Here is a 25372-nt window from a genome sequence, read left to right on the forward strand (position 1 = left end):
ATTAAGCAGGGGGGAGTTGCGCTAACACTTCCTCTGCTGCTGTTTGCATACACTGTGCGAAGAAACGCGATAAGGTAACATTGTTAGAATCACCGGCCATCACAGCAGATAAATGGACGGCAGGAGTAGGCACTAACGGCAATACTTTTAACGTCGGATGGTGTTTACCTGCCGCCGTAAAGACATCGACAATCGCGGGACCAAAACCATGCTCAGCCAACACCAGCGCAGTGTGATGGGTCTGTACGGTTGTACCGCCGCTAAATAAAACGTGATGGTTATCACCGAGCTCATTCAAGACTCGACCAATCGGGTCAGTGTGGTAAATACGGATGACAGGCTGTTGATGAAGATCCTCAAGTGCAATCGCTTGTTGTTGATACAGATTGGGATAGGCCTCTGGCACGGCCACCACGAGATGCCCACTCGCGATAGCCTCAACTTGAATAGCGGGATGTGAAGGCATCCCATACACAACACCAACATCCCCATCGCGCAACGCAATAGCGGTCACCACATCATTTGAATGCAGGGTACGGACATGTGTCGGGACATCAGGATAGCGCACCCGGAAACGTTTTAGGGCGATTGGCAGCAAATGGACCGCCAAAGACGGAACGATAATCACATTCAGCTCTGCATGGCGGCCTTGTTTCAGGTTACGAGCCAAACTGCGCACTGATTCTAATTGCTGGTAAAGCCGTTCGATTTCAGGATACAGCGTCCGGGCCTCATGGCTCGGGACCAATCTATTTTTGACCCGATTAAATAAGGGAAAGCCTAACTGGAGTTCTGCATGCTGGAGGGTCTGGGTAATGGCTGGCTGAGTCACATTCAAAACCCGCGCTGCGCCACTCACGGTACCGGTGACCATGATGGCATTTAGGACTTCAACATGTTTGAGCTTCATCTACAGTCTCGATTATTAGCTTTGCCCATTCTAGCCTGCCTACTTTTTTTATAGTATTAGTTTTTTAGTAGGCTATCTATAAAAAAACAATAGTCACCAATAAAAAAGGGCTTACCTTTACAGGTAAGCCCGATATCTGGTGGGCCCAGTGGGGCTCGAACCCACGACCAAAGGATTATGAGTCCTCTGCTCTAACCGACTGAGCTACAGGCCCGAAAACCGCCACGCATAGCGTGGCGGTTAATAAGCTTAATTGCCTTCGAGGAAGGATTTTAATTTATCGGAACGCGATGGATGACGCAATTTACGCAAGGCTTTCGCCTCAATCTGGCGGATGCGTTCACGTGTAACATCAAACTGCTTACCGACTTCTTCGAGAGTATGATCGGTTGACATTTCAACGCCAAAGCGCATGCGCAACACCTTAGCTTCGCGCGGCGTCAGTGAGTCCAATACCTCTTTCACGACATCACGCATCGAGGCATGTAGAGCGGCATCAGATGGCGCCAGAGTATTGCTGTCTTCAATGAAATCACCCAGATGAGAGTCATCATCATCACCAATTGGAGTTTCCATTGAAATCGGCTCTTTCGCAATTTTGAAAATCTTGCGAATCTTGTCTTCTGGCATTTCCATTTTGGCCGCCAAGGTTGCGGGATCTGGCTCTTGCCCGGTTTCCTGCAAAATCTGGCGCGAAATACGGTTCATCTTGTTGATCGTTTCGATCATATGCACCGGAATCCGAATTGTCCGTGCCTGATCGGCAATCGAGCGCGTGATCGCTTGGCGAATCCACCAGGTTGCATAGGTGGAAAACTTGTAACCGCGACGATATTCAAACTTGTCTACCGCCTTCATCAGGCCAATATTGCCCTCTTGAATCAAATCTAAAAACTGTAAACCGCGATTGGTATATTTTTTGGCAATCGAAATCACCAGTCGTAAGTTGGCTTCAGTCATCTCGCGCTTGGCTTTGCGAGCCTTGGCTTCGCCCATCGCCATTTGTTTATTGACTTCTTTTAAGTCTTGCAGTGGCAGGACGACGCGCTGCTGCAAATCGACTAATTTCTTTTGCAATTCATGGATCGCCGGCAAATTGCGCCCCAATACTGCACTGTACGATTTACCCGCACTGACAAAGCCATCAGCCCACGTCAGGTTAGTTTCATTACCCGGGAAAACACGAATAAACTCTTCTCGCGGCATGCCACATTTGTTGACCACCACGTTCAGAATCCCTTTTTCTACGGCCCGAATTTCGTCTACCTGTGAGCGTAGCAAGTCGCAGAGTTTTTCAACGTGCTTGGCCGTAAAACGGATTCCCATTAACTCATTGGAAATCGATTCTTGTGCTTTCAGATAGCCCTTCGATTTGTAGCCCTCTTTTTCATAAGCTGCGCGCATCTTGGCAAACTGGCTGGCGATGGTTGCAAATTTTTCCAACGCGCCCGCTTTCAATTCTTCGAGTTGTTTGGCGCTTAAACCTGCGCCACCGCCGCCCTCTTCGTCTTCCTCTTCTTCAACCACATCCGCTTCAGGAAAGTCTTCTTCGGCAGCAGCATCCAATTCCTCTGGCGCATTCGGATCAATCAAGCCGTCTACGATATCGTCAACGGCGACTTCGCCTTTGGCGATCTTGTCTGCCATTTCTAGGATCTCATTAATGGTCGCAGGGCAGGCCGAAATCGCCTGGATCATATGCCGCAGGCCTTCTTCGATCCGTTTTGCGATTTCAATTTCACCTTCGCGGGTAAGGAGCTCCACAGTCCCCATTTCGCGCATGTACATCCGAACCGGATCTGTCGTCCGGCCGAATTCAGAGTCAACAGTTGACAGTGCCGCTTCCGCTTCTTCTTCTGCGTCCTCTTCGCTGGCTACTGTCGGTGCGTTATCGTTCATCAATAACGTTTCAGCATCGGGGGCTTGCTCATAAACCGCAATACCCATGTCGTTAAATGTGCTGATAATCGCTTCGATAGCTTCTGCTTCAACCAAATCATCAGGCAGATGATCATTGATCTCAGCGTAGGTGAGAAAGCCACGCTCTTTGCCTAGCTTGATCAAGCTTTTCAGTTTGGAACGGCGCATCTCCAACTCTTCTTCAGAGCTGGTCGTTTTTGCACTCATTTCAAACTCTTTCATCAAGGCGCGTTCTTTGGCTTTGCGCCCGCCTTTGGGCTTCTCTGCTTTTTCGACTTTTTCGCCGCTCTCTTGCGCAGCGCGGTTCTCCGCTGCCGCATCTTCAACGACAGGGGCTGCAGATTTGGCGCTGGATTTCGCTTTAGTAACGGCAGGCGTGTTTGCTACGGTGACTTTTTTTTCTGGCATTACGACAACTTTTTTCTCTTGGGTTTTTGTCGCTGTCGCAGCGGGTTTCGCTGCAACAGCGGTTGAAAGTGATTTACTGCTGGTGTTAGGCTTGACTGCACGAGCTGTCGCAGCGGAAGAAGCCCCTTTATTCGTGCTGGCTTTGTTCGTAACGGGTGTACGTGAAGCCGTGGTTTGCGTCGACTTGGCAGCGCCAGCCGATTTCGTTGCCGTGCTGGCAGGTTTTTTGACGTCAGTTGGGCGATTGGGTTTGGCCGTCACCGCTTTAGTTACCGCTTGAGACTGTTCACCCCGCACTGATTTGGTTGTTGAGGGTTTGGCCGCTGTGGTTTTACTACTAGCGGCCTTATCATGCTTGCCGCCCACTTGCTTGCTGCCCTTGCTACTCAGTTTTGCGGTTTTACTGGTTGCCATGAGTGACCTCAGTTGATGACGAACAGGTTGAATGTGCCACGATCAAGTCAGCTCGCGGCACCAGCGGTTAAAATAGAACTCGACATTATAGCAACTCAATGCCGGCTATACCAGAGGTATCCCCAGGTGATTGCTTAAACAGCAGGCGGCGCCATGCGCTTCAACGCACTGATTTGTTGCTCCAGCTGACGAAAACGCTGGACTGCCTCGGCATCAAGCTGTTGGCTTGAGGCCAGCGCTTTCGCTAATTGCTCGCGCGCCGCTTCCAATTGCTGACGCTCTATATTTCGTAACGCCCCGCTAATTTCTGGCTCCAATTCGCTCTCAGCTAACGTATCCGCACTTGCTGCTTGCAGGAGAAAGGGCTGCCAATCTATACCTGCGGGCTGATCAGACAGATGCTGAGAAAGACTGGCTAAGGTCGGCGAAGTGGCTGACGAGAGCCCATCCACCACTGCTAATAAAGCCGCCAAAGCCGGGTCTTGCAGCATCACACTCCGTTGCGGGTGCGTCAGGCGAGCAAACCAATCGGGATGCCCCAACAGCAGCACCACGAGGCGTTCGATGTTGCTCGATACCAAACGACGACTGACTGGCTTGCTTGATCGACGGGCAGCCCCTGGACGGACGCCGTTTGGCTTAATACCAACCAGGGCTTCAATTTCAGCGGGAGCACTGTCAGTAATCTGTGCCAGATCGCGCATGACTTGTAACCGCAGGGCACCTGCTGGGAGCGCAAGTAATAAGGGTTTGGCGTCATAGAGCAGATGAGCTCGCCCTTCAGCATTACCAACATCATGCTGATTTTGTAAATGACTGACTAAAAATCGAGATAGCGGCAAAGCCTGGCTCAGTTGGGACTCAAAAGCCGCCACGCCCTCTTCACGCACATAGCTGTCCGGGTCATGCTCGGGTGGCAGAAATAGAAAACGAATCTGCTTATTATCAGCCGCATGGGGCAGGGCCGCTTCCAATGCGCGCCAAGCAGCTTTGCGCCCAGCCTGATCCCCATCAAAACTAAAAATAACCTGATCCGTCTGACGCAATAATTTTTGCACATGGATGGGCGTCGTCGCCGTTCCTAGCGTTGCAACAGCATTCGGGAACCCGAGTTGAGCAAGGGCCACCACATCCATATAGCCTTCCACGACAATCACAAATCCGCGCTCACGAATCGCTTGCCGGGCCTCAAACAAGCCATACAACTCACTGCCTTTACTAAACAGTGGCGTTTCAGGGGAATTTAAATATTTTGGCTCGCCGCCATCCAGCACGCGCCCGCCAAAACCAATCACTTGGCCACGCAGGTTACGGATCGGGAACATTACCCGCCCACGAAAACGGTCATAACGTTTGTTGTTATCACCGGCAATGACCAAGCCGGCTTCAACTAACAAGGGCTGTTCGTAATCACTAAACACTTGCGCCAAAGGCCGCCAGTCGTCCGGGGCATAGCCCAAGGCAAAGTGGGCCGCAATTTCGCCCGTAAGGCCACGCCCTTTGAGGTATTGCACGGCTGCTTGAGCGGCGCGCAACTCCTTGCGGTAAAACTGGCACGCGGCAGCCATGATTTCTAGCAAACTGGTGGACTGCGCTTTATCTACTTTGGGTCGCCCTCCTGAATCACGCTCTAGACGCACCTCAGGCACGGTCATGCCAACACTTTGGGCGAGATCCTTAACCGCCTCGACGAAACTCAGGCCCTGGTATTCCATCAAGAACCCAATGGCATTGCCATGGACGCCACAGCCAAAGCAGTGATAGAACTGTTTGGTCGGGCTGACGGTAAATGAGGGGGATTTTTCATTATGAAACGGGCACAGGCCCATGAAATTGGCACCGCCCTTTTTTAGCTGGACGTAGCGCCCCACCACATCGACAACGTCAACGCGGTTGAGCAAGTCCTGAATAAAATCAGCGGGAATCATAGGGAAACGTTAGCGATAAAGTAGCGGAGCGGCAATGCTAGCCATTACCACCCGCAATCCTAGCGCGTTTAGGCCAGTTTTTCTTTGACGAGTTTAGATACCAAGGCCATGTCTGCCTTGCCGGCCAATTTGGGTTTCAGTACCGCCATTAACTTGCCCATGTCTTGCGGACCGGCTGCGCCCGTGGCGGCAACCGCGGCACTGACTTCTTGCGCAATCTCGTCGGCACTAAGTTGTTGTGGCAAATAAGCGGAGAGCACGTCAATTTCGAACTGCTCTATCGCCGCCAATTCAGGACGGTTGGCTTGCTGATATTGCGTGAGCGAATCGCGGCGCTTTTTAATTTCTTTTTCCACCACCGCCACCACATCAGCATCAGTGAGGTCAATTCGCTTATCGACCTCGATTTGCTTCAATGCCGACTGTAACAAACGAATCGCACCTAATTTCTGCGTTTCTTTCGCACGCATTGCCTGTTTCATGTCGTCATTAATGCGGACCCGCAGGACACTTCCTACTGGTTGGGCAGTCTGGCTATCGGTCATGACCCCTCCTAGAAAAGCAATATTATAAAAAACACAAAAACCCACGTTGTTTTACCAACGCGGGTTTTTAATTCTTGATAAACCGTACTACTCAGTGAACTGGCAGCGTTTTTGCGAACACACCCCCAGACCAAGTAAGATCAATACATTTTTTTCGGCAACATTTGACTGCGGACGCGTTTCCAATGACGCTTCACAGCAGCCGCCAATTTACGTTTACGTTCAGCGGTGGGCTTTTCGTAAAACTCGCGTGCGCGCAGTTCGGTCAGCAGACCTGTTTTTTCAATGGTGCGCTTAAAGCGACGCATTGCAACTTCAAATGGCTCGTTTTCTTTCAATTTTACGAGTGGCATGAAAACTCCAGAAGGCCTAAACCTAAATACATCAAACAAATCGTTAGTCACCAGCTAAAAGCAGTCGTTGCTAAACTTTTTACTGCGATCTCTAACGGCGTGGAAAAGTCAGCCCATGAATATAGCATAAAGGTCACCGTTTATCAAACGCGATGCCTTCTACAGCACCCATCATCAAAAACCCGGATTAATTGATTAAATATCAATCAAATTTACCATGAATCGGGCGTTAGAGGTCATTTTCGGTCTGTTTTCGAGGGTTTACTCAGGTTTAATCATTCAACCCCATGGACGATACTGACGTTAACTTAGCTAAGAACCTAAGCCGTGAGCCACCCGGCCACGCCGTTCTCGATCAGGAGGTGCATCATGGAAAACGCGCTTGTAACTCTTTCCCCTTCAGCCTCTACGCCGCCAGAGCACTTGGCAATGCCGATTGCGGGCTTCAAAGAGGTGTATCGCTTGAGTGATGTCGAGAACGCCCTAATTGATCTGCCCAGCACGGCCAATGAAGGACTCCGTAGCACCTACGAGAAAATGTTAAAAGCAGGCGGAACCCGCTTTTCTGTCAAACCCGCACACATGCCGGATATGTCTTCGCTGTACCATGAACTCCCGAATTTCGAAGAGGTGCTGGATGACATCCGGAAGCAACTTAGCTTATGTATCGAGACGGATGACCCACTGGAACTCTCTCCCATGCTGTTATTGGGGGACCCTGGTATTGGAAAAACCCACTTTGCGAAACGGTTGTCACAAATTTTAGGAACTGGTTATGGCTTCGTCTCGATGAGCTCGCTCACCGCTGGTTGGATTTTGTCAGGTTCATCCTCACAATGGAAAAACGCCAAGCCCGGCAAAGTGTTTGAACAGCTCGTTCATGGCACTTACGCTAACCCCTTAATGGTCGTTGATGAAATCGATAAGGCCGCCAGTGATGGTCAGTATGATCCGCTAGGCGCGCTCTATAGCCTACTCGAACATGATACTGCCAAGGAATTTACAGATGAATACGCCGAGGTCGCCCTTGATACCAGCGATATGATCTGGGTCGCCACGGCCAATCGCCTCCATAGCATTCCCGAGCCGATTTTGAACCGCATGAACGTGTATCATATTCCAGCACCGGACCATACAGCCGCATGTGCAATTGCACAGAGTATTTATGCCGATATTCGTGGTAGCCATACCTGGGGTGAGAAATTCCCAGAGGAAATGGGCGATGGCGCGAAACACAAAGTTGCTGAATCATCCCCTCGCGAAATGCGACGGCTGATTTTAAATGCCTTTGGCAATGCCAAGATTGCTGGGCGTAATGAAATGTTGCCGGAAGATATTGAGTTTGAACGGAGCAGTAAAAAGCAACGAATTGGTTTTTAACGACGTTGGGTGGACACTGATGTCGAGTCCAAAGCCGCCACATGAAAGTGTGGCGGCTTTTATTTTGCTGTCGCACTCAGGGCTAGGGCTGCAGTGACAGCCGAGGCCCACGCCCACTGGAAGTTGTAACCACCCAGCCAGCCCGTGACATCCACTGCTTCGCCAATAAAGTACAAACCCGGCACCGTTCGCACTTCTAAGCTCTGCTGTTGTATGTCACGGGTATCGACACCGCCACGCGTCACCTCCGCTTTGCGATAACCCTCGCTCCCCTGGGGGCGAATTCGCCAATCGTTCAAAGCCGCGCCCACCGCACGCAAAAGCTTATCAGCAACATCCGCAATTTTACTCTCGGCTAAACTGGGGCTAACTTTATCTAGCCACGCCGTTGCCACGCTACGGGGCAACAATGCCCCACATTCACTCATCAGTGCATTTAAAACAGTTTGCTTGCTTTGGCGTTTGAGTTTGAGTAGCAATTCAGCCGCATCCATCTCGGGCAACAGATTGATGCTCAGATCATGGCCTGGTTGCCAATAGCTAGAGATTTGCAAAATCGCGGGGCCGCTCAGGCCACGATGTGTGAATAATAAGTCTTCACGAAACTGGCCTTTCTCTTTGCCGACGGCGGTATGCACTTCTACTTCTAAGGCTGCACCAGAAATCGCCGTAAAGGGCGCCCAGGTATGCGGATCAAACGTCAGCGGCACCAGCGCCGGACGGGTTTCCACCACGCGCAAACCGAATTGCTGTGCCAACTTAAAGGCAAAGTCGGTTGCACCGATCTTAGGAATCGATAAACCGCCGGTCGCGATGACCAAATTCGCACAGTTAAATTCGCCTAGACTGGTGCGTACCGTAAAACGCTGCCGGGCATCCCCATCGTGTTTTTGTATTTCGTCAACCGTACAGCGCTGACGCAATTGCACTTGGCCCCGTTCACACTCCGCCCACAGCATATCAATGATGTCCTGACTAGATTCATCACAGAATAGCTGACCTTTGTGCTTTTCATGGAACGGAATACGATGCTGGCCCACCAGCTGCAAAAAATCTTGTGGGGTATAGCGGCTCAAGGCCGAGCGACAGAAATGCGGATTGGCTGATAAGAAATTCTCTGGCTTGGTATGCAAGTTTGTGAAGTTGCAGCGTCCGCCACCCGAAATACGAATTTTCTCGGCCAGCGTCGCGCTGTGATCCAGCAGCGCCACGCGCAGGCCACGCTGCCCCGCCACGCCTGCACACATGAGGCCGGCCGCGCCAGCACCGATTACCACCACATCAAATTTCATCGCATTCACGCCTTATATCCGCGCCGCTTGCACAATCACTTGCACTTGTTGCTGGATAGCAAATGGCACGGGCCGCTGACCCGCCAATACTTCGTTGATCCATGCCGCCGTGACGGCCGCGCTGCGATCACTCGGTGCATCCGGCAATGTGGTTAAGGGTGCAAGATCAGCCGCGATCACTTCATTTGCTTGGCCATTCACATACAAGGTTTGCGCTTGTGGGCGACGGGGGTTGGCCACGACTTCCCCCTCGGTCGCGCGCAAAACAATCGTGCGTTCATCTGTCGGCTGATGGTTTTTAAAATAGTCGGCATGCAGCAGCGCATATTCCGGGTGGGTATAGCTCACCAAGCGCACCGCCGGCTCGGCAAAGGGTTGCAAGAGTTTGCACAGCGTATGCGAAGAATTGCGCACGCCCATTACGCGGCGGAGCGCCACTAGTTCGGCCAAGGCAGGATTCAACGTCTCTAACACGCACACCGTAAGATGCTTTTGCGCGAGATGGGTTTGAATTTCGGTATGACTCGTTGCAATCGGTGTTCCCAGTGCCTGAAAAATTTCGTAGCTGGTCGTGCGGGTTGGAAAACTCGCCACCCCATGCACCAAGGTTGGTACGCCCTGACGTGCCAGCAATAAGGCCAGCAACGGTACTAAGTTAGGTTGATGGCGCGCACCGTTATAGCTCGGCAAAATCACCGGGCGAAATTGACTGGTGGGATTGATCAACGTCCAAGATTGATTTTGCTGATGCTGGCGCAGCGCCTCCAGAAAACCCGCTAATTCTTCTACGCTCTCGCCCTTAATCCGTAAGGCAACGAGGACCGCGCCCAAATGCAGGGGACTCACCCGCTGCTGCAAGATGGCTAAGAGCAAGTCACGCGCCTGCTCACGCGACATCGCGCGTGCGCCATCTTTGCCACGAGCAATTTCTTTGAGAAGGGGGGCGCAGTCGAAAAGCGTCATGGATAGTCTAGCCAAGCCTAGCTGCAAAGTTGAAGGAAGCGACGATTATAGGCTAGCAATCATCCGCTTCAACTCGGGCACACACGAACCGCAATTCGTACCGCATTGCTTTTTGGCTTGGAGTAGGCTGAGTACTTCATCGGCAGACCCGGATAGGGTTGCCAAAGTTTGTTGAATATCGGTTTCAGACACATTAAAACAGTTGCAGACAATTTTGCCGCGCGCTTGGAAACCGGCTGGGGGTGTCGCACTGGGCAGCAACAACAAGCGCCCGAGCGTTTGTACGGATTGTTCCCCTTGCAAATATTCTTTCAACCACACTTCGGCAGAGATATCCCCCGCCAGCGCAACCGCACTGAGGATAGGCGTACCATCTACGTTGCGGCTGACTTTGATGCGACGAGTGTGACCGCGTTTACGGTCATCATATTTCATCACATCACCACCGACCAAACCGAGTTGTGCTTCGATCTCAGCCAATAGTTCGCTCGTTGCCGCTTCATACCCTGCGGCGCGTAAGAGCACGCCGGTTTGTTTTTCCCGACCAAACAGTACACAACTGGCATAAGGGAATTGGGCTAGTTTGCTGCGCAGTGCTGCTTGCACGGCCAGCGCAGCATATTGCGGCAACCACGCAAAGGCGACATAGCGCCATGGCAATTCGGCTTTGAGTAACTTCACCGCCGCATTTTTCAGTTCAGGCTGTTTGGAATAGGCATCGAACACCGGCAAGGTCAGGCTATTCACCCCCAATGCAGGTTGACCGCTGCCGGTATGTCCAGACACGAATTCCGCGCCCCAGTGCATAGCGACGAATACCTGACCGGGCTGCAACTCTGCACTGGCTTGCGCGGGCAAAATTTGCGTCCCGCGCCGCGAAGTCACTTGCAGTAAATCACCATCTTTCCAAGCACGGCGCGCCATGTCGCCGGGGGCCATTTGAATACAAGGTTCGGGCGCATGGCTATACAGTTGGCCCACGGTACCTGTGCGGCTCATGCCATGCCATTGATCGCGCAAACGCCCAGTATTCAGGCGGAAGGGGTAACGTGCATCCGCAGGCTCGGCAACCGGCTGGTATTGCGCGGGGAAGAATTTAGCTTTGCCGCTGGCCGTAGGAAACACGCCGTCTTCATACAAGCGCGCTTTACCGCTACTCTCCCCAGTAGTGAGAGGCCATTGTTGCGGACCTTGTTGTTCGAGCATGTGATACGACATACCCGTGATATCGAGATCGCGTCCCCGCGTGCTTTCGCGATGTTCGTTCCAAATACTTTCAGCATTCGGGTACGGGAACAAAGTCGGGAGGCCGGGGCGTAACTGTTGTTCTAACACATGGGCGAATTCAACGGCGATTTGCCAGTCATGCCGGGCGTCGCCAAACGCGGGGATAGCCGGACGTACACGACTAATGCGGCGTTCGGAATTTGTCACGGTGCCATCTTTTTCGGCCCAAGTGGTGGCAGGCAGCAGCACATCGGCATATTGTGCGGTCGCCGTCGTGCTATAGGCTTCCTGCACAATCACCAGCTCGGCTTTTTTCAGCGCGGCATGAATCAGGCTTTGATTCGGCATGGATTGTGCGGGGTTGGTACAGGCAATCCAGAGGATTTTGATTTCGCCTTTTTCCACCGCATCAAACATTTCCACGGCCGTCTTGCCGGGTTTTTCCGGCACGCTGGGCAAGCCCCATAACGCGGCGACTTCGGCCCGATGTTCTGGATTGGCGAGATCGCGATGCGCGGAGAGCAAATTCGCCATGCCGCCGACTTCGCGCCCGCCCATGGCATTCGGCTGGCCAGTTAGGGAGAACGGCCCCGCACCAGGTTTGCCAATTTGGCCGGTTGCGAGATGCAGGTTAATCAGTGCGGCATTTTTGGCGGTGCCAACGCTCGATTGATTGAGGCCCTGACAGTACAGGGAAAGTGAAGCCTTGGATTGCCCAAACCACAGCGCGGCTTTTTGTAAATCGCCCACGCTAATACCGCAGGTATCGGCGACAAACTGCGGCGTGTAGTCGCGCACAATCCGCTTGAGTTCGGCAAAGCCTTCAGTGTGGGATTCGATATAGGCGGTATCGACTAAATCTTCCCACAGCAGAATATGCAGCATGCCGTTGAACAATGCGACATCGGTACCGGGTTGAATGGCTAAATGCAAATCTGCTTGCTGGGCGGTATCGGTGCGGCGTGGATCGGCCACGATCATTTTCAGATTGGGATTGGCTTTGCGCGCGTCTTCGATGCGGCGAAATAAAATGGGATGGGCAAAGGCGGTGTTCGAGCCCACAATAAACAAAGTCTCGCACAGGGCCAAGTCTTCGTAGCATGCTGGCGGCGCATCCGCCCCCAGCGTTTGCTTGTAACCCGCGACGGCGGAGCTCATGCACAGGCGGGAATTGGTGTCGATATTATTCGTGCCAATGAGTCCCTTGGCAAGTTTATTGAAGACGTAATAATCTTCCGTGAGTAACTGGCCGGAGATATAAAAGCCCACGCTATCCGGACCATGCTCACGAATAGTCGCGGCAAACACATCGGCCAAGTAGGCATAGGTTTCATCCCAACTTGCTGGCTGCCGTGGCGTATCCGCACTCAGGCGGGTTTTACGCAAGCTAGGTTGTGCGACCCGTACCTGTTGTTGCAGCATGGGCTGCGCAGTGAGATGTAGGGTACTGCCTTTGGTACATAAGCGGCCAAAGTTAGCGGGGTGATCAGGGTCGCCCCGCACGCCTAGCACTTGCTGCGCATCATGTTCAATAATCACGCCGCAGCCCACGCCGCAATAGGGGCAGGTGGCTTTGGTTTCTTGCGAATGGCTAACGTTTGTCATCAGTACCTAAATGAATGGTAGGGCAAGCGCCATGAATTTGCTAACTCGCCAATTCACTCTGATCTAACAACACTTGATCGTTGTCTATTTTCACCGCAAAGGTTTTGGTTTGTCCTTCATCCGGCGCAACCGCACAACCTGATTCAAATTCAATATTCCAGTTGTGCAAGGGGCAAACCACTTTGCGACCACAAACAATCCCTTGCGACAGCGGCCCGGCTTTATGCGGGCATTTATCTAACAAGGCGAAGACTTCGTTTTCAGTATTACGAAAGACGGCTACGCTATCTAAACCGGGGCGTTCAATGACCCGCGCGCCGAGCACGGGAATGTCGTCTACTTTACAGATGGGAATCCAATTAGCCATGATTAACTTTCAATTCTTTGCACACTCAACACTGTCTTGCTTAGGCGCTCACCACAGGAATGCCCTTCAGGCTTTGGAACTGACGTAAATCGACGCCAGCCCGTTCAAAGTCCTTCCAAGGATCAGGCGCATCTTCCAAGGCAAATAACAGGCGTTCGTACAATGTTTCCCGGCCTTCTTCATCATCCAGAATCCGCTTCTTGATGTAATCTAAACCAACGCGCTGCATGTAATGGACGGTGCGTTCTAAATACCAACCTTCTTCGCGATAGAGTTGAATAAACGCGCCAGCGTATTCCATCACTTCATCATCAGTTTTGACTTTGCAGAGGAATTCGGCGACCTCGGTTTTAATCCCGCCGTTACCGCCAATATAAAGCTCGTAACCAGAGTCCACGCCGATCACGCCCACATCTTTAATCCCGGCTTCGGCACAATTACGCGGGCAGCCTGATACGGCCAGTTTTACTTTATGCGGCGACCACATCCCAAATAACATGCGCTCCAATTTCACGCCCATGTCCATGGCGAGCTGCGTGCCAAAGCGGCAATGCTCGGCCCCCACGCAAGTTTTAACGGTGCGAATCGATTTGCCGTAGGCATGGCCGGAAGGCATATCTAACTCTTTCCAGACGGCAGGCAAATCTTCTTTTTTCACACCGAGCAAATCAATCCGCTGCCCTCCCGTGACTTTGACGGTTGGAATTTTGTATTTGTCGGCGACATCGGCAATCCGGCGCAATTCGCTGGGGTTGGTTAAGCCACCCCACATGCGCGGCACGACCGAATACGTGCCATCTTTTTGAATGTTGGCATGCGCGCGTTCATTGATGAAACGTGATTGCGGATCATCCACCGCCTCTTTGGGCCAAGTAGAAAGCAGGTAGTAATTAACGGCGGGGCGGCAAGTGCTGCAACCATTCGGCGTGCGCCAGCCCATGCCTTCATACACCTCTTTATGTGTGAGATATTTTTTATCGCGAATCGCTTGCCGGACTTCTTCGTGGCTGTGGTCGGTACAGCCACACATTGCTTTTTTGCTCGGGGCAGCAGAATAATCCGTGCCCAAGGTGTTCATGAGCAATTGTTCAACCAGGCCGGTACATGAACCACAGGACGCGGAGGCTTTCGTGCACTTGCGTACTTCATCCAGCGTAAACAGCCCTTGGCCTTTAATGGCCTTCACAATCGCGCCTTTACTCACGCCATTGCAACCGCAGACTTCATCACTGTCCGCCATCGCAGCGGCTTTGTTTTGCCCTTGATGACCGACGTCGCCAATATTATTTTCGCCAAACATCAGGCGGTCGCGTAATTCTGCAACCGGCGTACCTTCGCGCAGCAGCTTGAAATACCAGCTACCGTCGGCGGTATCACCATACATGCAGGCTCCAACTAACTTGTCGTCTTTTAACACCAATTTTTTATACACGCCACCGATGGGATCGGAGAGGGTAATTTCTTCGGTGTCCTCTCCGCCCATGAAATTACCGGCGGAGAAAAGATCAATCCCGGTCACTTTGAGTTTGGTGGAGGTGACCGAGCCGGTATAGCGGCCAATCCCATATTCAGCGAGGTGATTCGCACAAACCTTGGCCTGCTCAAACAAGGGGGCGACCAAGCCATACGCAATGCCGCGATGGCTGACGCACTCGCCGACTGAATAAATACGCGGATCGTAGGTTTGCATGGTGTCATTCACCACAATCCCACGATTGCAATGCAGGCCCGCGCTTTCGGCGAGCGCAGTGTTGGGGCGAATACCAACGGCCATACACACCAAATCCGCAGGCACTTCGAGGCCATCTTTAAAACGGATGGCTTTGACACGGCCCGCGTCATTGCCAATCAGGGCCTCGGTATTTTTACCCAGCAAGAATTTAATGCCCTTAGCTTCTAAGGCTTGCTGCAACATCTTGCCGGAGGTTTCATCCAGTTGCCGCTCCATGAGCCAAGGGTGAATATGCACTACCGTCACATCCATGCCGCGAATCGCTAAGCCGTTCGCTGCCTCCAGCCCCAACAAGCCGCCACCAATCACAATGGCGTGCTTGTAGTGCTTGGCTGTTTCAATCATGGTATTGGTATCGTGAATATCGCGGTACGCAATCACGCCTTCTAAGTTATTCCCAGGAACGGGCAAGATGAATGGGTTAGAACCCGTTGCCAACAATAGGCGATCATAGGCCGCTGTCGTACCGTCTTCGGCAATGACTAAGCGATTTTTACGATCAATCTGGGTGATTTTTTTTCCTAGGTGCAGGGTGATGCCATTTTCTTCATACCAGTTCACATCATTGAGCATGATGTCTTGAATGGTTTGCTCACCCGCTAGCACCGGCGATAAGAGAATGCGGTTGTAATTGGCATAAGGCTCCGCCCCAAAGACGGTAATCTCATATTTATCGGGAGCAATTTTGAGCAGCTCTTCCAAGGTGCGCACACCCGCCATCCCATTACCCACCATCACTAAACGAGGTTTACTGGATACGTTCATGCAGCCTCCTGAGCAGGATGGGCTTGCTTGCGGTACAGGAAATCCAATACGGCGGAGCGATAGCGGGCATAGTCGGGATCTTGGGCCAAGGTGACGCGGTCACGCGGTTTGGCCAACTTGACTTCGACAATTTCGCCAATCGTCGCGGCGGGACCATTGGTGAGCATGACAATCCGGTCAGAAAGCAACACGGCTTCATCCACATCGTGCGTGACCATGACGACGGTGCTATTAGTCTTGGCCACAATTTTGAGTAACTCATCTTGCAAGTGGGCACGCGTGAGCGCATCCAGTGCGCCAAAAGGTTCATCCATCAGCAGCACTTTGGGTTCCATTGCAAGAGCACGTGCAATCCCTACGCGCTGCTTCATCCCACCCGAAATTTCGTGCGGGCGTTTGCCACTGGCATGGGCCAACCCCACCAACCCCAAGGCAGCGGTGGTGCGCTCTTTGAGTTTGGCTTTGCTCTCGGTACTGCCAAAGACGCGCTCTACACCCAAATAAATATTTTCAAAGCAAGTCAGCCAGGGCAACAAGGAATGGTTTTGGAACACCACGGCGCGCTCAGGGCCGGGGCCGGCGATCTCACGATTCGCGCACAGCAAGGCGCCTTCGCTGGGTTTGGTCAAACCGGCAATCAGATTCAGGAGCGTTGATTTGCCACAGCCCGAGTGACCAATCAGGGTGACGAACTCGCCCTTTGCCACGGTGAGGTTAATGTCGCGCAGGGCGTGGAATTTTCCTTTTTTGGTGTTGAACACCATTTCCGCTTTTTGAATTTCAATGAACTTTTCCATGCTGCACTCCTTAGTTTTTCACGTCTTCGTAACTGAAGGCTTTGGCAACCGCGATCAAGGCTTGCTCCAACACCAAGCCCACAATCCCGATAATAAAAATAGCGATAATGATGTGTTGTACATTCAGGTTGTTCCATTCATCCCAGACCCAGAAGCCAATCCCGACGCCACCGGTGAGCATTTCCGCCGCGACGATCACAAGCCAGGCGGTGCCAATCGCCAAGCGCACGCCCGTGAGCATGTAGGGCAACACCGAGGGAAATAAAATTTTTGTAATGATTTTGTATTCAGACAAATTCAGTACCCGTGCGACGTTCATGTAGTCCTGTGGCACTCTCTGCACGCCAACGGCGGTGTTGATGATCATGGGCCAGATCGAACAAATAAAAATCGTCCAGATAGCGGCGGGGTTCGCGGCTTTGAATACCAACAAACCAATCGGCAACCAGGCCAGTGGCGAAACAGGGCGCAACAAGCTGATGACAGGGTTAATCATGCGGCTGATAAATTCAGAACGGCCCAACAAGAAACCCATCGGAATACCCACCAAAGCAGCCAAACCAAAACCCATGGCCACGCGCTTGAGGGATGACAAAATATTCCAGCCTATCCCTTGATCATTCAAACTTTTTTGATAGAAAGGATCGCTAAACAATTTCACCGCAGCCTCCCACGTAACCAGCGGCGAGGGAATATCGGTGCTTTTAATTGAAACAATGGCCCAGATACCAATCAACAAGGCCATACCAAAGAAAGGAGGAAAAATCGCCATGAAAACGGTTTTGGCGCGTTCACGTTGTTGTATGCGCTTGGCTTCTCTGGCAAGCAATTCAGCTGAAGGCGTAAAGGGAGTCATACTCGGTTCCTGGCAGGGAATATTGGCAGGTTCATTCGCCAATAAGTGGGGGGTCGAAGGCGGTACAAACAGGGTTGAACGCTGTGCCTCATGATGGTCTTCATACGAACTGGTGAATGGATTTAACATGGCGCTCATGTGTTACTCCTGAAAGCGAGATGACACTCCGCCATCTTGCACCCTGCGGCTAAATTAGGCTGCGTTGATTTTGAAACTCTCTGCATATTTCTTGGGGTCTTTGCCGTCCCAAGTCACGCCATCAATCAGCTTGTGCGTGCGGAAATCGCTCTTCGGTACGCTCACCCCAGCCATGCTCGCGGCTTCCTTATAGAGTGCGGTTTGATTAACTTGCTTGGCAATCGCCAGGTAGTCCACATGATCTTTGAGCAGCCCCCAGCGTTTGTGCTGGGTCATGAACCACATACCATCTGAGAGATAGGGGTAGTTCACGGCACCATCATTAAAGAATTTCATGTGGTTCGGGTCATCCCAAGTTTTGCCAAGACCATTTTGGTAGCGGCCTAAAATGCGCTGGTTGATTGCATCTACCCCGGTGTTTACATACGCTTTATCCGCAATGGTTTCCGCCATTTTGTATTTGTTAGACAGGCTGGCGTCGATCCATTTGCCGGCTTCCAAAATGGCAGCCACCATCGCCCGCGCCGTGTTGGGATTTTTCTTCACAAAATCGAGCTGCGTGCCCAAGACTTTTTCTGGATGATCTTTCCAAATATCTTGTGTCGTCGCGGCGGTGATCCCGATGCCATCCATAATCGCGCGGTGGTTCCAGGGTTCGCCGACACAGAAACCATCCATATTGCCGACCCGCATATTGGCGACCATTTGTGGCGGCGGTACGGTAATAACCTTGGCCTCTTTCATGGGGTTAATCCCATAAGTCGCAAGCCAGTAGTAAATCCACATCGCATGGGTGCCCGTCGGAAAAGTCTGCGCAAAGGTATATTCGCGTTTGTCGGTTTGCATCAACTTCGCCAACCCCGGACCATCAATCGCGCCTTTGTCCGACATTTTTTTAGAAAGCGTAATCGCTTGGCCGTTGTTATTGAGGCTCATTAACACCGCCATGTCTTTTTTCGGTCCACCTACCCCATTTTGCACGCCGTAGATCAGGCCATACAGCACGTGTGCCGCATCCAGCTCACCGCTCACCAGCTTGTCACGCACAGCCGCCCAGGAGGCCTCTTTAGAGGGAATGATTTTGATGCCATACTTTTCGTCGATTTTCAGTACCGAGGCCATCACCACCGAAGCGCAATCGGTAAGCGGGATGAAACCAATCTTCACCTCTTTTTTCTCAGGTGCATCGGAACCCGCTGCCCACGCCACATTGCGGACCGCTTGCGGAATCATGCTTACCGTACTGGCGCCGGCTGCCAGCACCGCCGTTTGCAGCAAGGTGCGACGCTTGGGATTAAAGTCGCCAGCGGGTAAGTTAATCTGTGTGTGACGATCCGACATGATGAACCCTCCAAAAAGTAAAAAGAAAAACGGCGACCAACAACACACCCGCAAGCAGGCAAATTGTTGGACGCCGTTGTCCGTGTGTGCATCGCTGCACTGAATTCGATTGGCTGGAGATAACGCTGACTCATTGAGCCAAATCAGTTACCCAATCCACACGCATGCAGTTGATATCGCCATTGATATGCTGCTAACGCTTAGATGCTAATTAGCAATTGGCATGCCAGGTTAAAAATGATTGTTTTTGAAGGGAGAGTCGGGTCTTGAGCTTGATTGATTGGCGGATTCCGCACTGATTTGGCGCGCCGCACCAAAATGGACGATACCCAGCTGCAATAGTCCAGCCAGACAACCTCAGATCAGATCAGCCACATCAAGTATGCGCTGCGCTAATTCGGCCAAGCGCATCCCCTTTTCCATGGCCTGTTTACGCAAGCGTTGATAGGCTTGTTCTTCGGTGAGTTGGTGGCGGTTCATCAGCACCCCCTTGGCGCGCTCCACCACTTTTCGTTCCGAGAGTTTGGTTTTGGCGTCATGTAATTCTGCCAAGAGCGATTGCTCATGCTGAAAGCGCGCCATCGCGACTTCCAGTACGGGTTGCACGCGTTCGGGCTGTAAACCTGCCACCACGTAAGCGCTCACCCCGGCGGCGATGGCTTGCTGTGCTGTGGCTTGATCGTGGTCATCGGTAAACAAGACAATCGGGCGCGGTGCATCACGCGTCGCCATCACCACGTGCTCTAGCGCGTCCCGCGCATCGGACTCGGCATCCACCACAATCATATCTGGCTGTAATTGGGCAATTCGTTCCGCCACAAACGCATCTGCGGGCAAGCTGGCAATGATGTTATAGCCCGCTTGAAGCAGACCGATCCGCAGCAAGCGGGCGCGCTCCGCCTGTTCCCACGCAGCGGGATCGTTGGCGTGCTCAGGCGGCACGACAGAGTTGATAACGACGATGCGTAGGCTGTAGAGATTGGGAGTCATACCGAATTTAGCTGCAAGATTCGGGCCAACCCACTCACAGCCTAGCCATTCTTTTGGGCAAACTCGTTGAGATAGGCAACGAGGGTTTCTACCCCACTCAAAGGCATGGCGTTGTAGATAGAAGCGCGCATGCCACCGATTAAGCGGTGGCCTTTCAGCTGCACCATGCCGCGCTCTTTGGCACCTGCGAGGAAAGCTTCATCCAAGCGCGCATCGGGCAAGGTAAAGGGCACATTCATGCGTGAGCGATCGCCTTTATTCACTTTGGTGCTATAGAAAGGCAGTCGGTCCAACGCATCGTAAAGCAAGTTAGCTTTTTGAATATTGCGTTTTTCCATCTCGGCCACGCCACCTTGTTGCTTGAGCCACTGAAACACCAAGCCCGCCATATAAATGGAATAGGTCGGGGGCGTGTTCAACATGGAGTCATGATCGGCATGCACTTTGTAATTGAACATGGGCGGTGGCGTGGGCACCGCATGGCCGATTAAATCTTCCCGAACGATTACCAGTACCAAACCTGCTGGGCCAATATTTTTTTGCGCACCCGCGTAGATCAGGCCGTACTTCGATACATCGATTTGTTTCGACAAGATGTGGGATGACATATCAGCAACCAAGGGCACTTTGCCCGTATCGGGTGTCCAATGGTATTCCACACCACCTAGGGTTTCATTGGTACAAACATGCACGTAGGCCGCATCTTTTTTCAGTTTCCAATCGCTTTGCTTGGGAACAAAGGTATGTTGTCCTTTGGCGTTCGCGGAATCAGCGACGACATTCACTTGGCAAAAGGCCCGCGCCTCTTGCGCCGCCCGTTTTGACCATTCGCCGGTAATCACATAATCGGCCTTGCCTTTGCCACGCAAGAGATTGATGGGCACCATTTCAAACTGAGTAGTGCCGCCGCCTTGCAAGAATAAAATTTTGTAGCTATCCGGAATATTCAATAAGTCCCGCAAGTCTTGCTGTGCTTGGGCATGAATGCTCATGTAATCGGGGCCACGATGGCTCATTTCCATCACGGACTGGCCGGAACCACACCAATCGAGCATTTCTGCTGCCGCTTTACGCAACACGGGTTCGGGTAAGGCAGCAGGGCCAGCACTGAAGTTATACACACGCGACATAAGACATACTCAACAGACGAGATAACAATAGACATAAGTGTAGCAGCGCTATACTCTCGTCCCATGAAAATTCTTGGTATTGAATCCTCCTGCGACGAAACGGGCCTTGCCCTCTACGACACCGAACGCGGTTTGCTCGCGCATGCCTTGCACTCCCAAATCGCCATGCACCAGGCTTACGGCGGCGTGGTCCCCGAGCTAGCCTCACGCGATCATATTCAACGGGTGCTGCCGCTCTTAAATGAAGTACTCAGCAGTGCACAATGCGACAAAACCGAGATTGATGCGATTGCCTGCACCGTCGGCCCCGGCCTCGCAGGGGCCTTACTGGTAGGGACGGCCTTTGCTTATGCGCTGGGTTATGCCTTGGACAAGCCAATTATTCCAATTCACCACTTGGAAGGGCACTTGCTCTCACCCTTGCTTGCGGCCAAAACCCCGAGCGAGCGCCCCGCCTTTCCCTTCATTGCCCTCCTCGTGTCCGGCGGCCACACTCAACTGATGCAAGTGAACGGCGTGGGTGACTATGTGCTGCTGGGCGAAACGCTGGATGATGCGGCTGGCGAAGCCTTTGATAAAAGTGCCAAGCTGATGGACTTGGGTTACCCCGGTGGCCCCGCACTCTCGCGCTTAGCTGAACAGGGCACACCCGGCCGTTTCAATCTGCCGCGCCCGATGCTTCATAGCAAAGATTTAGACTTTAGCTTTAGCGGCCTCAAAACGGCTGTCTTGACGGTCGTCAAGCAGGAGTGTCAGCGAGGTGAATTGGATGAGGTCACGAAGGCGGATATTGCCCGTGCCTTTCAAGAGGCAATCGTTGAAGTACTGGTGAGTAAATGCCTGCAAGCCCTCAAACAAACCGGGCTGAAAGAATTAGTGATTGCGGGCGGCGTCGGCGCAAATAAGCAACTGCGCGCCGCCCTCAACACCGCTTGTGCCCGCCGCAAAGTGCAGGTGCACTATCCCGACTTACAATTCTGTACCGATAACGGCGCGATGATTGCCTTTGCGGGCGCGCTGCGTGTCCAAGCAGGGCTAGCAGATTTACCGTTGCATCAGGATTACCGCTTCACCGTCAAACCACGCTGGAACCTTAGCTCGCTATAATTTCAATTTTGAGTACATACCGCTAGCTGCAATGTGTCATCAGATTGATCTTCGCCGTATTTTTCTGTTGTGTCTTTACTGGCTCGGCGTCATGCCATTCATGGCGCAAGGTAATTGTGATTCGTTGTCGGTCTCACCTCCGGAAAAAGTGGCGATTGCCGCTGACACAGCGCTGCTGGTTGTTCATCCAAGTGCAACCTATGATGCTCGCTATGCGGCCAAACGTGGTGTTGATGAGGCCGTGCGTTACGCAAAAACCCACCATATCCCCATTATTTACCTGATCGATGATTCGCCACGACAGTATTACTACCCTTTAGATTGCAGTCCGGATTACGCCGTTTATTCTCAAGGGGGTGAAGTGACCTTTCCCCTGCAAGTCAATCATCTCTATGTCGCAGGTGGCCATCTAGAATTATGTCTCTCTGCCGCCTTACACGACATTCTCTTCCAATGGTCGCAACGTGAATCAACGACACACAAAATCACTTACTTTATGGATGCTATTTATTCCAATGGGCGACATGTCATCGAGGACTTACCCTACTACAAAGAGGTTGCACAATTTATGCAAGTGATTAGCTATGGTCGGCCTGCCGGAGAGCATTGGCCCAAAATTTCTTTACTCGAAACCATGGGCGCCATCATCAATCCCTTGCATGAAATAGACTATCTACAACGAGTACTGCCCCGCTGGGACACGACCTTCAAGAAAAGGGAGACGATCCATTTGCGCCTGAATACTTTTCCCCCAGTAACCTTACGCCCGGGATCCTATGCCTGGAAAACGCCCACGCTGACGTTCGAATTTATCGATTCAGCCATTAATTTATCTGGCGAAGTGATTGGCGAATAAAAAAGGCTTACGGTAAACCGTAAGCCTTTTCAAATACTGGTGGGTCGGGCGAGACTCGAACTCGCGACCAACGGATTAAAAGTCCGCTGCTCTACCGACTGAGCTACCGACCCGTCACTGCAAAGACCGATATTATACGCATTTTGCGATATGCTCGTCAAGTGACGCGCTTTTCACCGTTTGAGAGAGATTTAACGTTATGCGGGGCTTCTGAATGGCAATCATCCTTCCCAATAAAACCTATGCTGCTTGGCTTGCCATGATCACCGGCTCGTTTGGCTTACACCGATTTTATCTAGGGCTCCCCTACGGCTGGCTCTATCCATTCCCCTTACTCGTAAGCTTTCCTTTTTTACTGGGTAACTCGGCATGGTTAACGCATCCCGCCTTGCTCGCACCCGCCTGCGTTGTTTTACTGTGCCAGCTTGAAACGCTGCGGATCGCGCTAACCCCAGATGAAAAATGGGTTGCTCGTTTTTTGCCTCATGAGCGCAGCGCAAACTCACCGACGCCGACAATGCGCACAGGCTGGGGGGCGATTTGGGCGGCCATTATTGCGCTCATGCTAGGGGCTGGGCTGCTCATGGCACTCCTGGCAATTCATATCCAGCGCTGGGTCATGGGGACGGTTAACTGATCAACGTGCCGTTGATGACATAGTCTAGGCAGCGCGGCCCCAATGCCGGCCATAGCGCCAGAGCATCAAGCCCACCAGGATCATAGGAAGACTTAGCCACTGACCCATTGATAACCCGAACTGCAGTATTCCTAGATAAGCATCAGGCTCACGGGCGAACTCGGCAATAAAGCGAAATATGCCGTAGCCGGCAATAAAAAACCCTGTCACCGCCCAAGGCGCACGTGGTTTTTTAGAGTACCCCCATAGCAAAATAAACAAGAGTATTCCCTCCAGCGCAAATTGGTACAGCTGGGATGGATGGCGCGCAAGACCATCGCCAGCTTGCGGGAAAATCATGCCCCAAGGGCCTGTGGTCACCCGCCCCCACAATTCGCCATTAATGAAATTCCCCATACGGCCTGCTGCTAGGCCGAGCGGGGTAAGGGGGGCGACAAAATCACCGATCTTCGCGGGCGGCCACTGACGCTGGCGAGCAAATACCCACAGCGCGACCACCACGCCCAAAAAGCCCCCGTGAAAGGACATACCGCCCTGCCATAAGGCGAATATCTCCAGCGGATGCTGCAAGTAATAAACTGGTTTATAAAACAACACGTATCCCAAACGCCCACCCAACACGACCCCCAGCGCCCCATAAAACAAAATATCTTCCACATCACGCGCAGACAGGCCTGCACTGGCAGCGCGTCGTCGGCCTAGCCATAAGAAAAGGCCAAACGCGAGGAGATACATCAAGCCATACCAATGAATTTTTAAGGGGCCTAATGCCAAAGCGACTGGATCAAACTGTGGGTGAATAAAGGGCGAAGTCATCTTAGGAAGCGTGTTAGGAAATGTTGAATACTGATTGTAAAACGTACCGGAATGGATGATGCGAGGCTCTGTGCCATCGCTTCTCGCTCAGGGTCATTTGAAGCTTGGTACAGCGGACGGAGCTCCTCAAGCCGAGCGCTGTAAACAATAATGGCTTACGCAACCCGGATAAACTGACTACTTGCGTGATTTGGTTTTCCAAGAGTCCTTGATGCGCTTTTTACGCCCCTCTTCATATTCATCTTTCGCGTGCGCTTTTTTATCGAAGCCAAACATCGGTTCAAAGACTTCCCACCACGCAAACGCCAATCCAAACGGAATCAAGACCTGCCACCAACTCAAGTCTCGAAACCAGTCCTGCTCCAGATACTTTAATAAAGCCGTTACAATACCGATATACACAAACCACATAGGTTTCCCTTTCATGGCAAACGCTGCCTGTGCCGAGGCTAATTCGTGCTCGCGTCAGAATACCGTCAGGCAAGCAGGCTTATGATAGCCGCTAACCGTTATCGATTCTTTGTTTTATCTTAACAGGAGAACTGTATGCGTCATCTTGCTTCCCTCGTATTTCTGACTGGTGCGCTGATCGGCACTGCCCATGCCAGTGAACAACTGGCACAAAGCAAAGCCTGCTTGGCCTGCCATGCGGTTGATCAGAAAAAAGTTGGCCCTGCTTATAAAGAAGTGGCGAAAAAATATGCCAAACAAAAAGATGCGGAAGCCTATTTAGCTAAAAAGATTCGTGAAGGATCTACCGGTGTGTGGGGGCAGATTCCCATGCCAGCGAACGCCGCAGTGAACCCACAAGAAGCACAAACCCTGGCAAAGTGGATTCTTAGCTTGAAGTAAGCTAAACAGCCTCATAAAAACGCCCTGCCTCAACCAATTAAGC

Annotated in this window: 22 protein-coding genes and 2 tRNA genes; 5 read left to right on the forward strand and 19 right to left on the reverse strand. The window is 52.1% G+C overall.

Annotation, left to right across the window (positions count from 1 at the left end; all coding sequences use genetic code 11):
* Position 1 precedes the first annotated feature (1 nt).
* From DU000_RS06415 to rpsU, 6 genes are all read right to left on the reverse strand, one after another.
* Positions 2-910, reverse strand: coding sequence for a LysR family transcriptional regulator (locus DU000_RS06415; protein ID WP_114402526.1), 909 nt, complete (start codon positions 908-910; stop codon positions 2-4).
* A gap of 137 nt (positions 911-1047) precedes the next feature.
* Positions 1048-1124 (reverse strand) — tRNA-Ile (locus DU000_RS06420).
* A gap of 35 nt (positions 1125-1159) precedes the next feature.
* Positions 1160-3652 (reverse strand): RNA polymerase sigma factor RpoD, encoded by a 2493-nt coding sequence (gene rpoD / locus DU000_RS06425; RefSeq protein WP_114402527.1) that lies wholly within the window; start codon positions 3650-3652, stop codon positions 1160-1162.
* Positions 3653-3786: 134 nt separating this feature from the next.
* Positions 3787-5580, reverse strand: coding sequence for a DNA primase (gene dnaG, locus DU000_RS06430; RefSeq protein WP_114402528.1), 1794 nt, complete (start codon positions 5578-5580; stop codon positions 3787-3789).
* Between the two features lie 68 nt (positions 5581-5648).
* The gene (locus DU000_RS06435) at positions 5649-6125 is read right to left on the reverse strand and encodes a GatB/YqeY domain-containing protein (RefSeq protein ID WP_114402529.1); all 477 of its coding nucleotides are present in this window, start codon (positions 6123-6125) and stop codon (positions 5649-5651) included.
* Positions 6126-6265: 140 nt separating this feature from the next.
* Positions 6266-6478: a 30S ribosomal protein S21 gene (gene rpsU / locus DU000_RS06440; RefSeq protein WP_114402530.1), complete on the reverse strand. Its 213-nt coding sequence runs from the start codon at positions 6476-6478 to the stop codon at positions 6266-6268.
* A gap of 429 nt (positions 6479-6907) precedes the next feature.
* Here rpsU and DU000_RS06445 point away from each other — a divergent pair, with 429 nt between their 5' ends.
* Positions 6908-7858: an AAA family ATPase gene (locus DU000_RS06445; RefSeq protein WP_192878451.1), complete on the forward strand. Its 951-nt coding sequence runs from the start codon at positions 6908-6910 to the stop codon at positions 7856-7858.
* Between the two features lie 59 nt (positions 7859-7917).
* On the opposite strand, the gene DU000_RS06450 is transcribed toward DU000_RS06445, so the two are convergent.
* The 10 genes from DU000_RS06450 to serC form a co-directional block, all read right to left on the reverse strand.
* Positions 7918-9150: a BaiN/RdsA family NAD(P)/FAD-dependent oxidoreductase gene (locus DU000_RS06450; RefSeq protein ID WP_114402532.1), complete on the reverse strand. Its 1233-nt coding sequence runs from the start codon at positions 9148-9150 to the stop codon at positions 7918-7920.
* A 12-nt stretch (positions 9151-9162) separates the two neighbouring features.
* Positions 9163-10113 carry a DNA-binding protein YbiB gene (gene ybiB / locus DU000_RS06455; protein WP_114402533.1) on the reverse strand — a complete coding sequence of 317 codons (951 nt, stop codon included), beginning with the start codon at positions 10111-10113 and terminating at the stop codon, positions 9163-9165.
* Between the two features lie 45 nt (positions 10114-10158).
* Positions 10159-12945 (reverse strand): nitrate reductase, encoded by a 2787-nt coding sequence (locus DU000_RS06460; protein WP_114402534.1) that lies wholly within the window; start codon positions 12943-12945, stop codon positions 10159-10161.
* A 40-nt stretch (positions 12946-12985) separates the two neighbouring features.
* The gene (gene nirD / locus DU000_RS06465; RefSeq protein ID WP_114402535.1) at positions 12986-13312 is read right to left on the reverse strand and encodes a nitrite reductase small subunit NirD; all 327 of its coding nucleotides are present in this window, start codon (positions 13310-13312) and stop codon (positions 12986-12988) included.
* Between the two features lie 40 nt (positions 13313-13352).
* Positions 13353-15809: a nitrite reductase large subunit NirB gene (nirB, locus tag DU000_RS06470; RefSeq protein WP_114402536.1), complete on the reverse strand. Its 2457-nt coding sequence runs from the start codon at positions 15807-15809 to the stop codon at positions 13353-13355.
* Positions 15806-16606, reverse strand: coding sequence for an ABC transporter ATP-binding protein (locus DU000_RS06475; RefSeq protein WP_114402537.1), 801 nt, complete (start codon positions 16604-16606; stop codon positions 15806-15808). The genes nirB and DU000_RS06475 overlap by 4 nt, the downstream gene beginning before the upstream one ends.
* A 10-nt stretch (positions 16607-16616) precedes the next feature.
* On the reverse strand, positions 16617-17462 hold the full coding sequence (ntrB, locus tag DU000_RS06480; RefSeq protein WP_114402795.1) for a nitrate ABC transporter permease: 846 nt from the start codon (positions 17460-17462) through the stop codon (positions 16617-16619).
* A 192-nt stretch (positions 17463-17654) separates the two neighbouring features.
* Positions 17655-18941, reverse strand: coding sequence for a CmpA/NrtA family ABC transporter substrate-binding protein (locus tag DU000_RS06485; RefSeq protein ID WP_114402538.1), 1287 nt, complete (start codon positions 18939-18941; stop codon positions 17655-17657).
* A 357-nt stretch (positions 18942-19298) separates the two neighbouring features.
* Complete coding sequence (locus tag DU000_RS06490) at positions 19299-19931, reverse strand: ANTAR domain-containing response regulator (RefSeq protein WP_114402539.1); 633 nt, start codon at positions 19929-19931, stop codon at positions 19299-19301.
* A gap of 41 nt (positions 19932-19972) precedes the next feature.
* Positions 19973-21061, reverse strand: coding sequence for a 3-phosphoserine/phosphohydroxythreonine transaminase (gene serC / locus DU000_RS06495; protein WP_114402540.1), 1089 nt, complete (start codon positions 21059-21061; stop codon positions 19973-19975).
* A gap of 63 nt (positions 21062-21124) precedes the next feature.
* Between serC and tsaD the strand changes: the two genes are divergently transcribed.
* Positions 21125-22168: a tRNA (adenosine(37)-N6)-threonylcarbamoyltransferase complex transferase subunit TsaD gene (gene tsaD, locus DU000_RS06500; protein ID WP_114402541.1), complete on the forward strand. Its 1044-nt coding sequence runs from the start codon at positions 21125-21127 to the stop codon at positions 22166-22168.
* Between the two features lie 31 nt (positions 22169-22199).
* The gene (locus tag DU000_RS06505; protein ID WP_114402542.1) at positions 22200-23024 is read left to right on the forward strand and encodes a hypothetical protein; all 825 of its coding nucleotides are present in this window, start codon (positions 22200-22202) and stop codon (positions 23022-23024) included.
* A 37-nt stretch (positions 23025-23061) separates the two neighbouring features.
* On the opposite strand, the gene DU000_RS06510 is transcribed toward DU000_RS06505, so the two are convergent.
* Positions 23062-23137, reverse strand: a tRNA-Lys gene (locus DU000_RS06510).
* A gap of 101 nt (positions 23138-23238) precedes the next feature.
* Between DU000_RS06510 and DU000_RS06515 the strand changes: the two genes are divergently transcribed.
* Complete coding sequence (locus tag DU000_RS06515) at positions 23239-23661, forward strand: TM2 domain-containing protein (protein ID WP_114402543.1); 423 nt, start codon at positions 23239-23241, stop codon at positions 23659-23661.
* Between the two features lie 24 nt (positions 23662-23685).
* On the opposite strand, the gene lgt is transcribed toward DU000_RS06515, so the two are convergent.
* Positions 23686-24477 carry a prolipoprotein diacylglyceryl transferase gene (gene lgt, locus DU000_RS06520; protein WP_114402544.1) on the reverse strand — a complete coding sequence of 264 codons (792 nt, stop codon included), beginning with the start codon at positions 24475-24477 and terminating at the stop codon, positions 23686-23688.
* Between the two features lie 177 nt (positions 24478-24654).
* Positions 24655-24903: a TIGR04438 family Trp-rich protein gene (locus DU000_RS06525; protein WP_114402545.1), complete on the reverse strand. Its 249-nt coding sequence runs from the start codon at positions 24901-24903 to the stop codon at positions 24655-24657.
* Positions 24904-25023: 120 nt separating this feature from the next.
* Here DU000_RS06525 and DU000_RS06530 point away from each other — a divergent pair, with 120 nt between their 5' ends.
* Positions 25024-25329, forward strand: a complete 306-nt coding sequence (locus tag DU000_RS06530; RefSeq protein ID WP_114402546.1) for a c-type cytochrome — start codon at positions 25024-25026, stop codon at positions 25327-25329.
* Positions 25330-25372 lie beyond the last annotated feature (43 nt).

The organism is Parvibium lacunae (genome assembly GCF_003335215.1).
Classification (GTDB): domain Bacteria; phylum Pseudomonadota; class Gammaproteobacteria; order Burkholderiales; family Burkholderiaceae_D; genus Parvibium; species Parvibium lacunae.

Bases quoted from the DNA above. Each gene is read 5' to 3' on its own strand.
- DU000_RS06415 (WP_114402526.1), bottom strand. From the start codon at position 910: ATGAAGCTCAAACATGTTGAAGTCCTAAATGCCATCATGGTCACCGGT.
- rpoD (WP_114402527.1), bottom strand. From the start codon at position 3,652: ATGGCAACCAGTAAAACCGCAAAACTGAGTAGCAAGGGCAGCAAGCAA.
- dnaG (WP_114402528.1), bottom strand. From the start codon at position 5,580: ATGATTCCCGCTGATTTTATTCAGGACTTGCTCAACCGCGTTGACGTT.
- DU000_RS06435 (WP_114402529.1), bottom strand. From the start codon at position 6,125: ATGACCGATAGCCAGACTGCCCAACCAGTAGGAAGTGTCCTGCGGGTC.
- rpsU (WP_114402530.1), bottom strand. From the start codon at position 6,478: ATGCCACTCGTAAAATTGAAAGAAAACGAGCCATTTGAAGTTGCAATG.
- DU000_RS06445 (WP_192878451.1), top strand. From the start codon at position 6,908: ATGCCGATTGCGGGCTTCAAAGAGGTGTATCGCTTGAGTGATGTCGAG.
- DU000_RS06450 (WP_114402532.1), bottom strand. From the start codon at position 9,150: ATGAAATTTGATGTGGTGGTAATCGGTGCTGGCGCGGCCGGCCTCATG.
- ybiB (WP_114402533.1), bottom strand. From the start codon at position 10,113: ATGACGCTTTTCGACTGCGCCCCCCTTCTCAAAGAAATTGCTCGTGGC.
- DU000_RS06460 (WP_114402534.1), bottom strand. From the start codon at position 12,945: ATGACAAACGTTAGCCATTCGCAAGAAACCAAAGCCACCTGCCCCTAT.
- nirD (WP_114402535.1), bottom strand. From the start codon at position 13,312: ATGGCTAATTGGATTCCCATCTGTAAAGTAGACGACATTCCCGTGCTC.
- nirB (WP_114402536.1), bottom strand. From the start codon at position 15,809: ATGAACGTATCCAGTAAACCTCGTTTAGTGATGGTGGGTAATGGGATG.
- DU000_RS06475 (WP_114402537.1), bottom strand. From the start codon at position 16,606: ATGGAAAAGTTCATTGAAATTCAAAAAGCGGAAATGGTGTTCAACACC.
- ntrB (WP_114402795.1), bottom strand. From the start codon at position 17,462: ATGACTCCCTTTACGCCTTCAGCTGAATTGCTTGCCAGAGAAGCCAAG.
- DU000_RS06485 (WP_114402538.1), bottom strand. From the start codon at position 18,941: ATGTCGGATCGTCACACACAGATTAACTTACCCGCTGGCGACTTTAAT.
- DU000_RS06490 (WP_114402539.1), bottom strand. From the start codon at position 19,931: ATGACTCCCAATCTCTACAGCCTACGCATCGTCGTTATCAACTCTGTC.
- serC (WP_114402540.1), bottom strand. From the start codon at position 21,061: ATGTCGCGTGTGTATAACTTCAGTGCTGGCCCTGCTGCCTTACCCGAA.
- tsaD (WP_114402541.1), top strand. From the start codon at position 21,125: ATGAAAATTCTTGGTATTGAATCCTCCTGCGACGAAACGGGCCTTGCC.
- DU000_RS06505 (WP_114402542.1), top strand. From the start codon at position 22,200: ATGTGTCATCAGATTGATCTTCGCCGTATTTTTCTGTTGTGTCTTTAC.
- DU000_RS06515 (WP_114402543.1), top strand. From the start codon at position 23,239: ATGGCAATCATCCTTCCCAATAAAACCTATGCTGCTTGGCTTGCCATG.
- lgt (WP_114402544.1), bottom strand. From the start codon at position 24,477: ATGACTTCGCCCTTTATTCACCCACAGTTTGATCCAGTCGCTTTGGCA.
- DU000_RS06525 (WP_114402545.1), bottom strand. From the start codon at position 24,903: ATGAAAGGGAAACCTATGTGGTTTGTGTATATCGGTATTGTAACGGCT.
- DU000_RS06530 (WP_114402546.1), top strand. From the start codon at position 25,024: ATGCGTCATCTTGCTTCCCTCGTATTTCTGACTGGTGCGCTGATCGGC.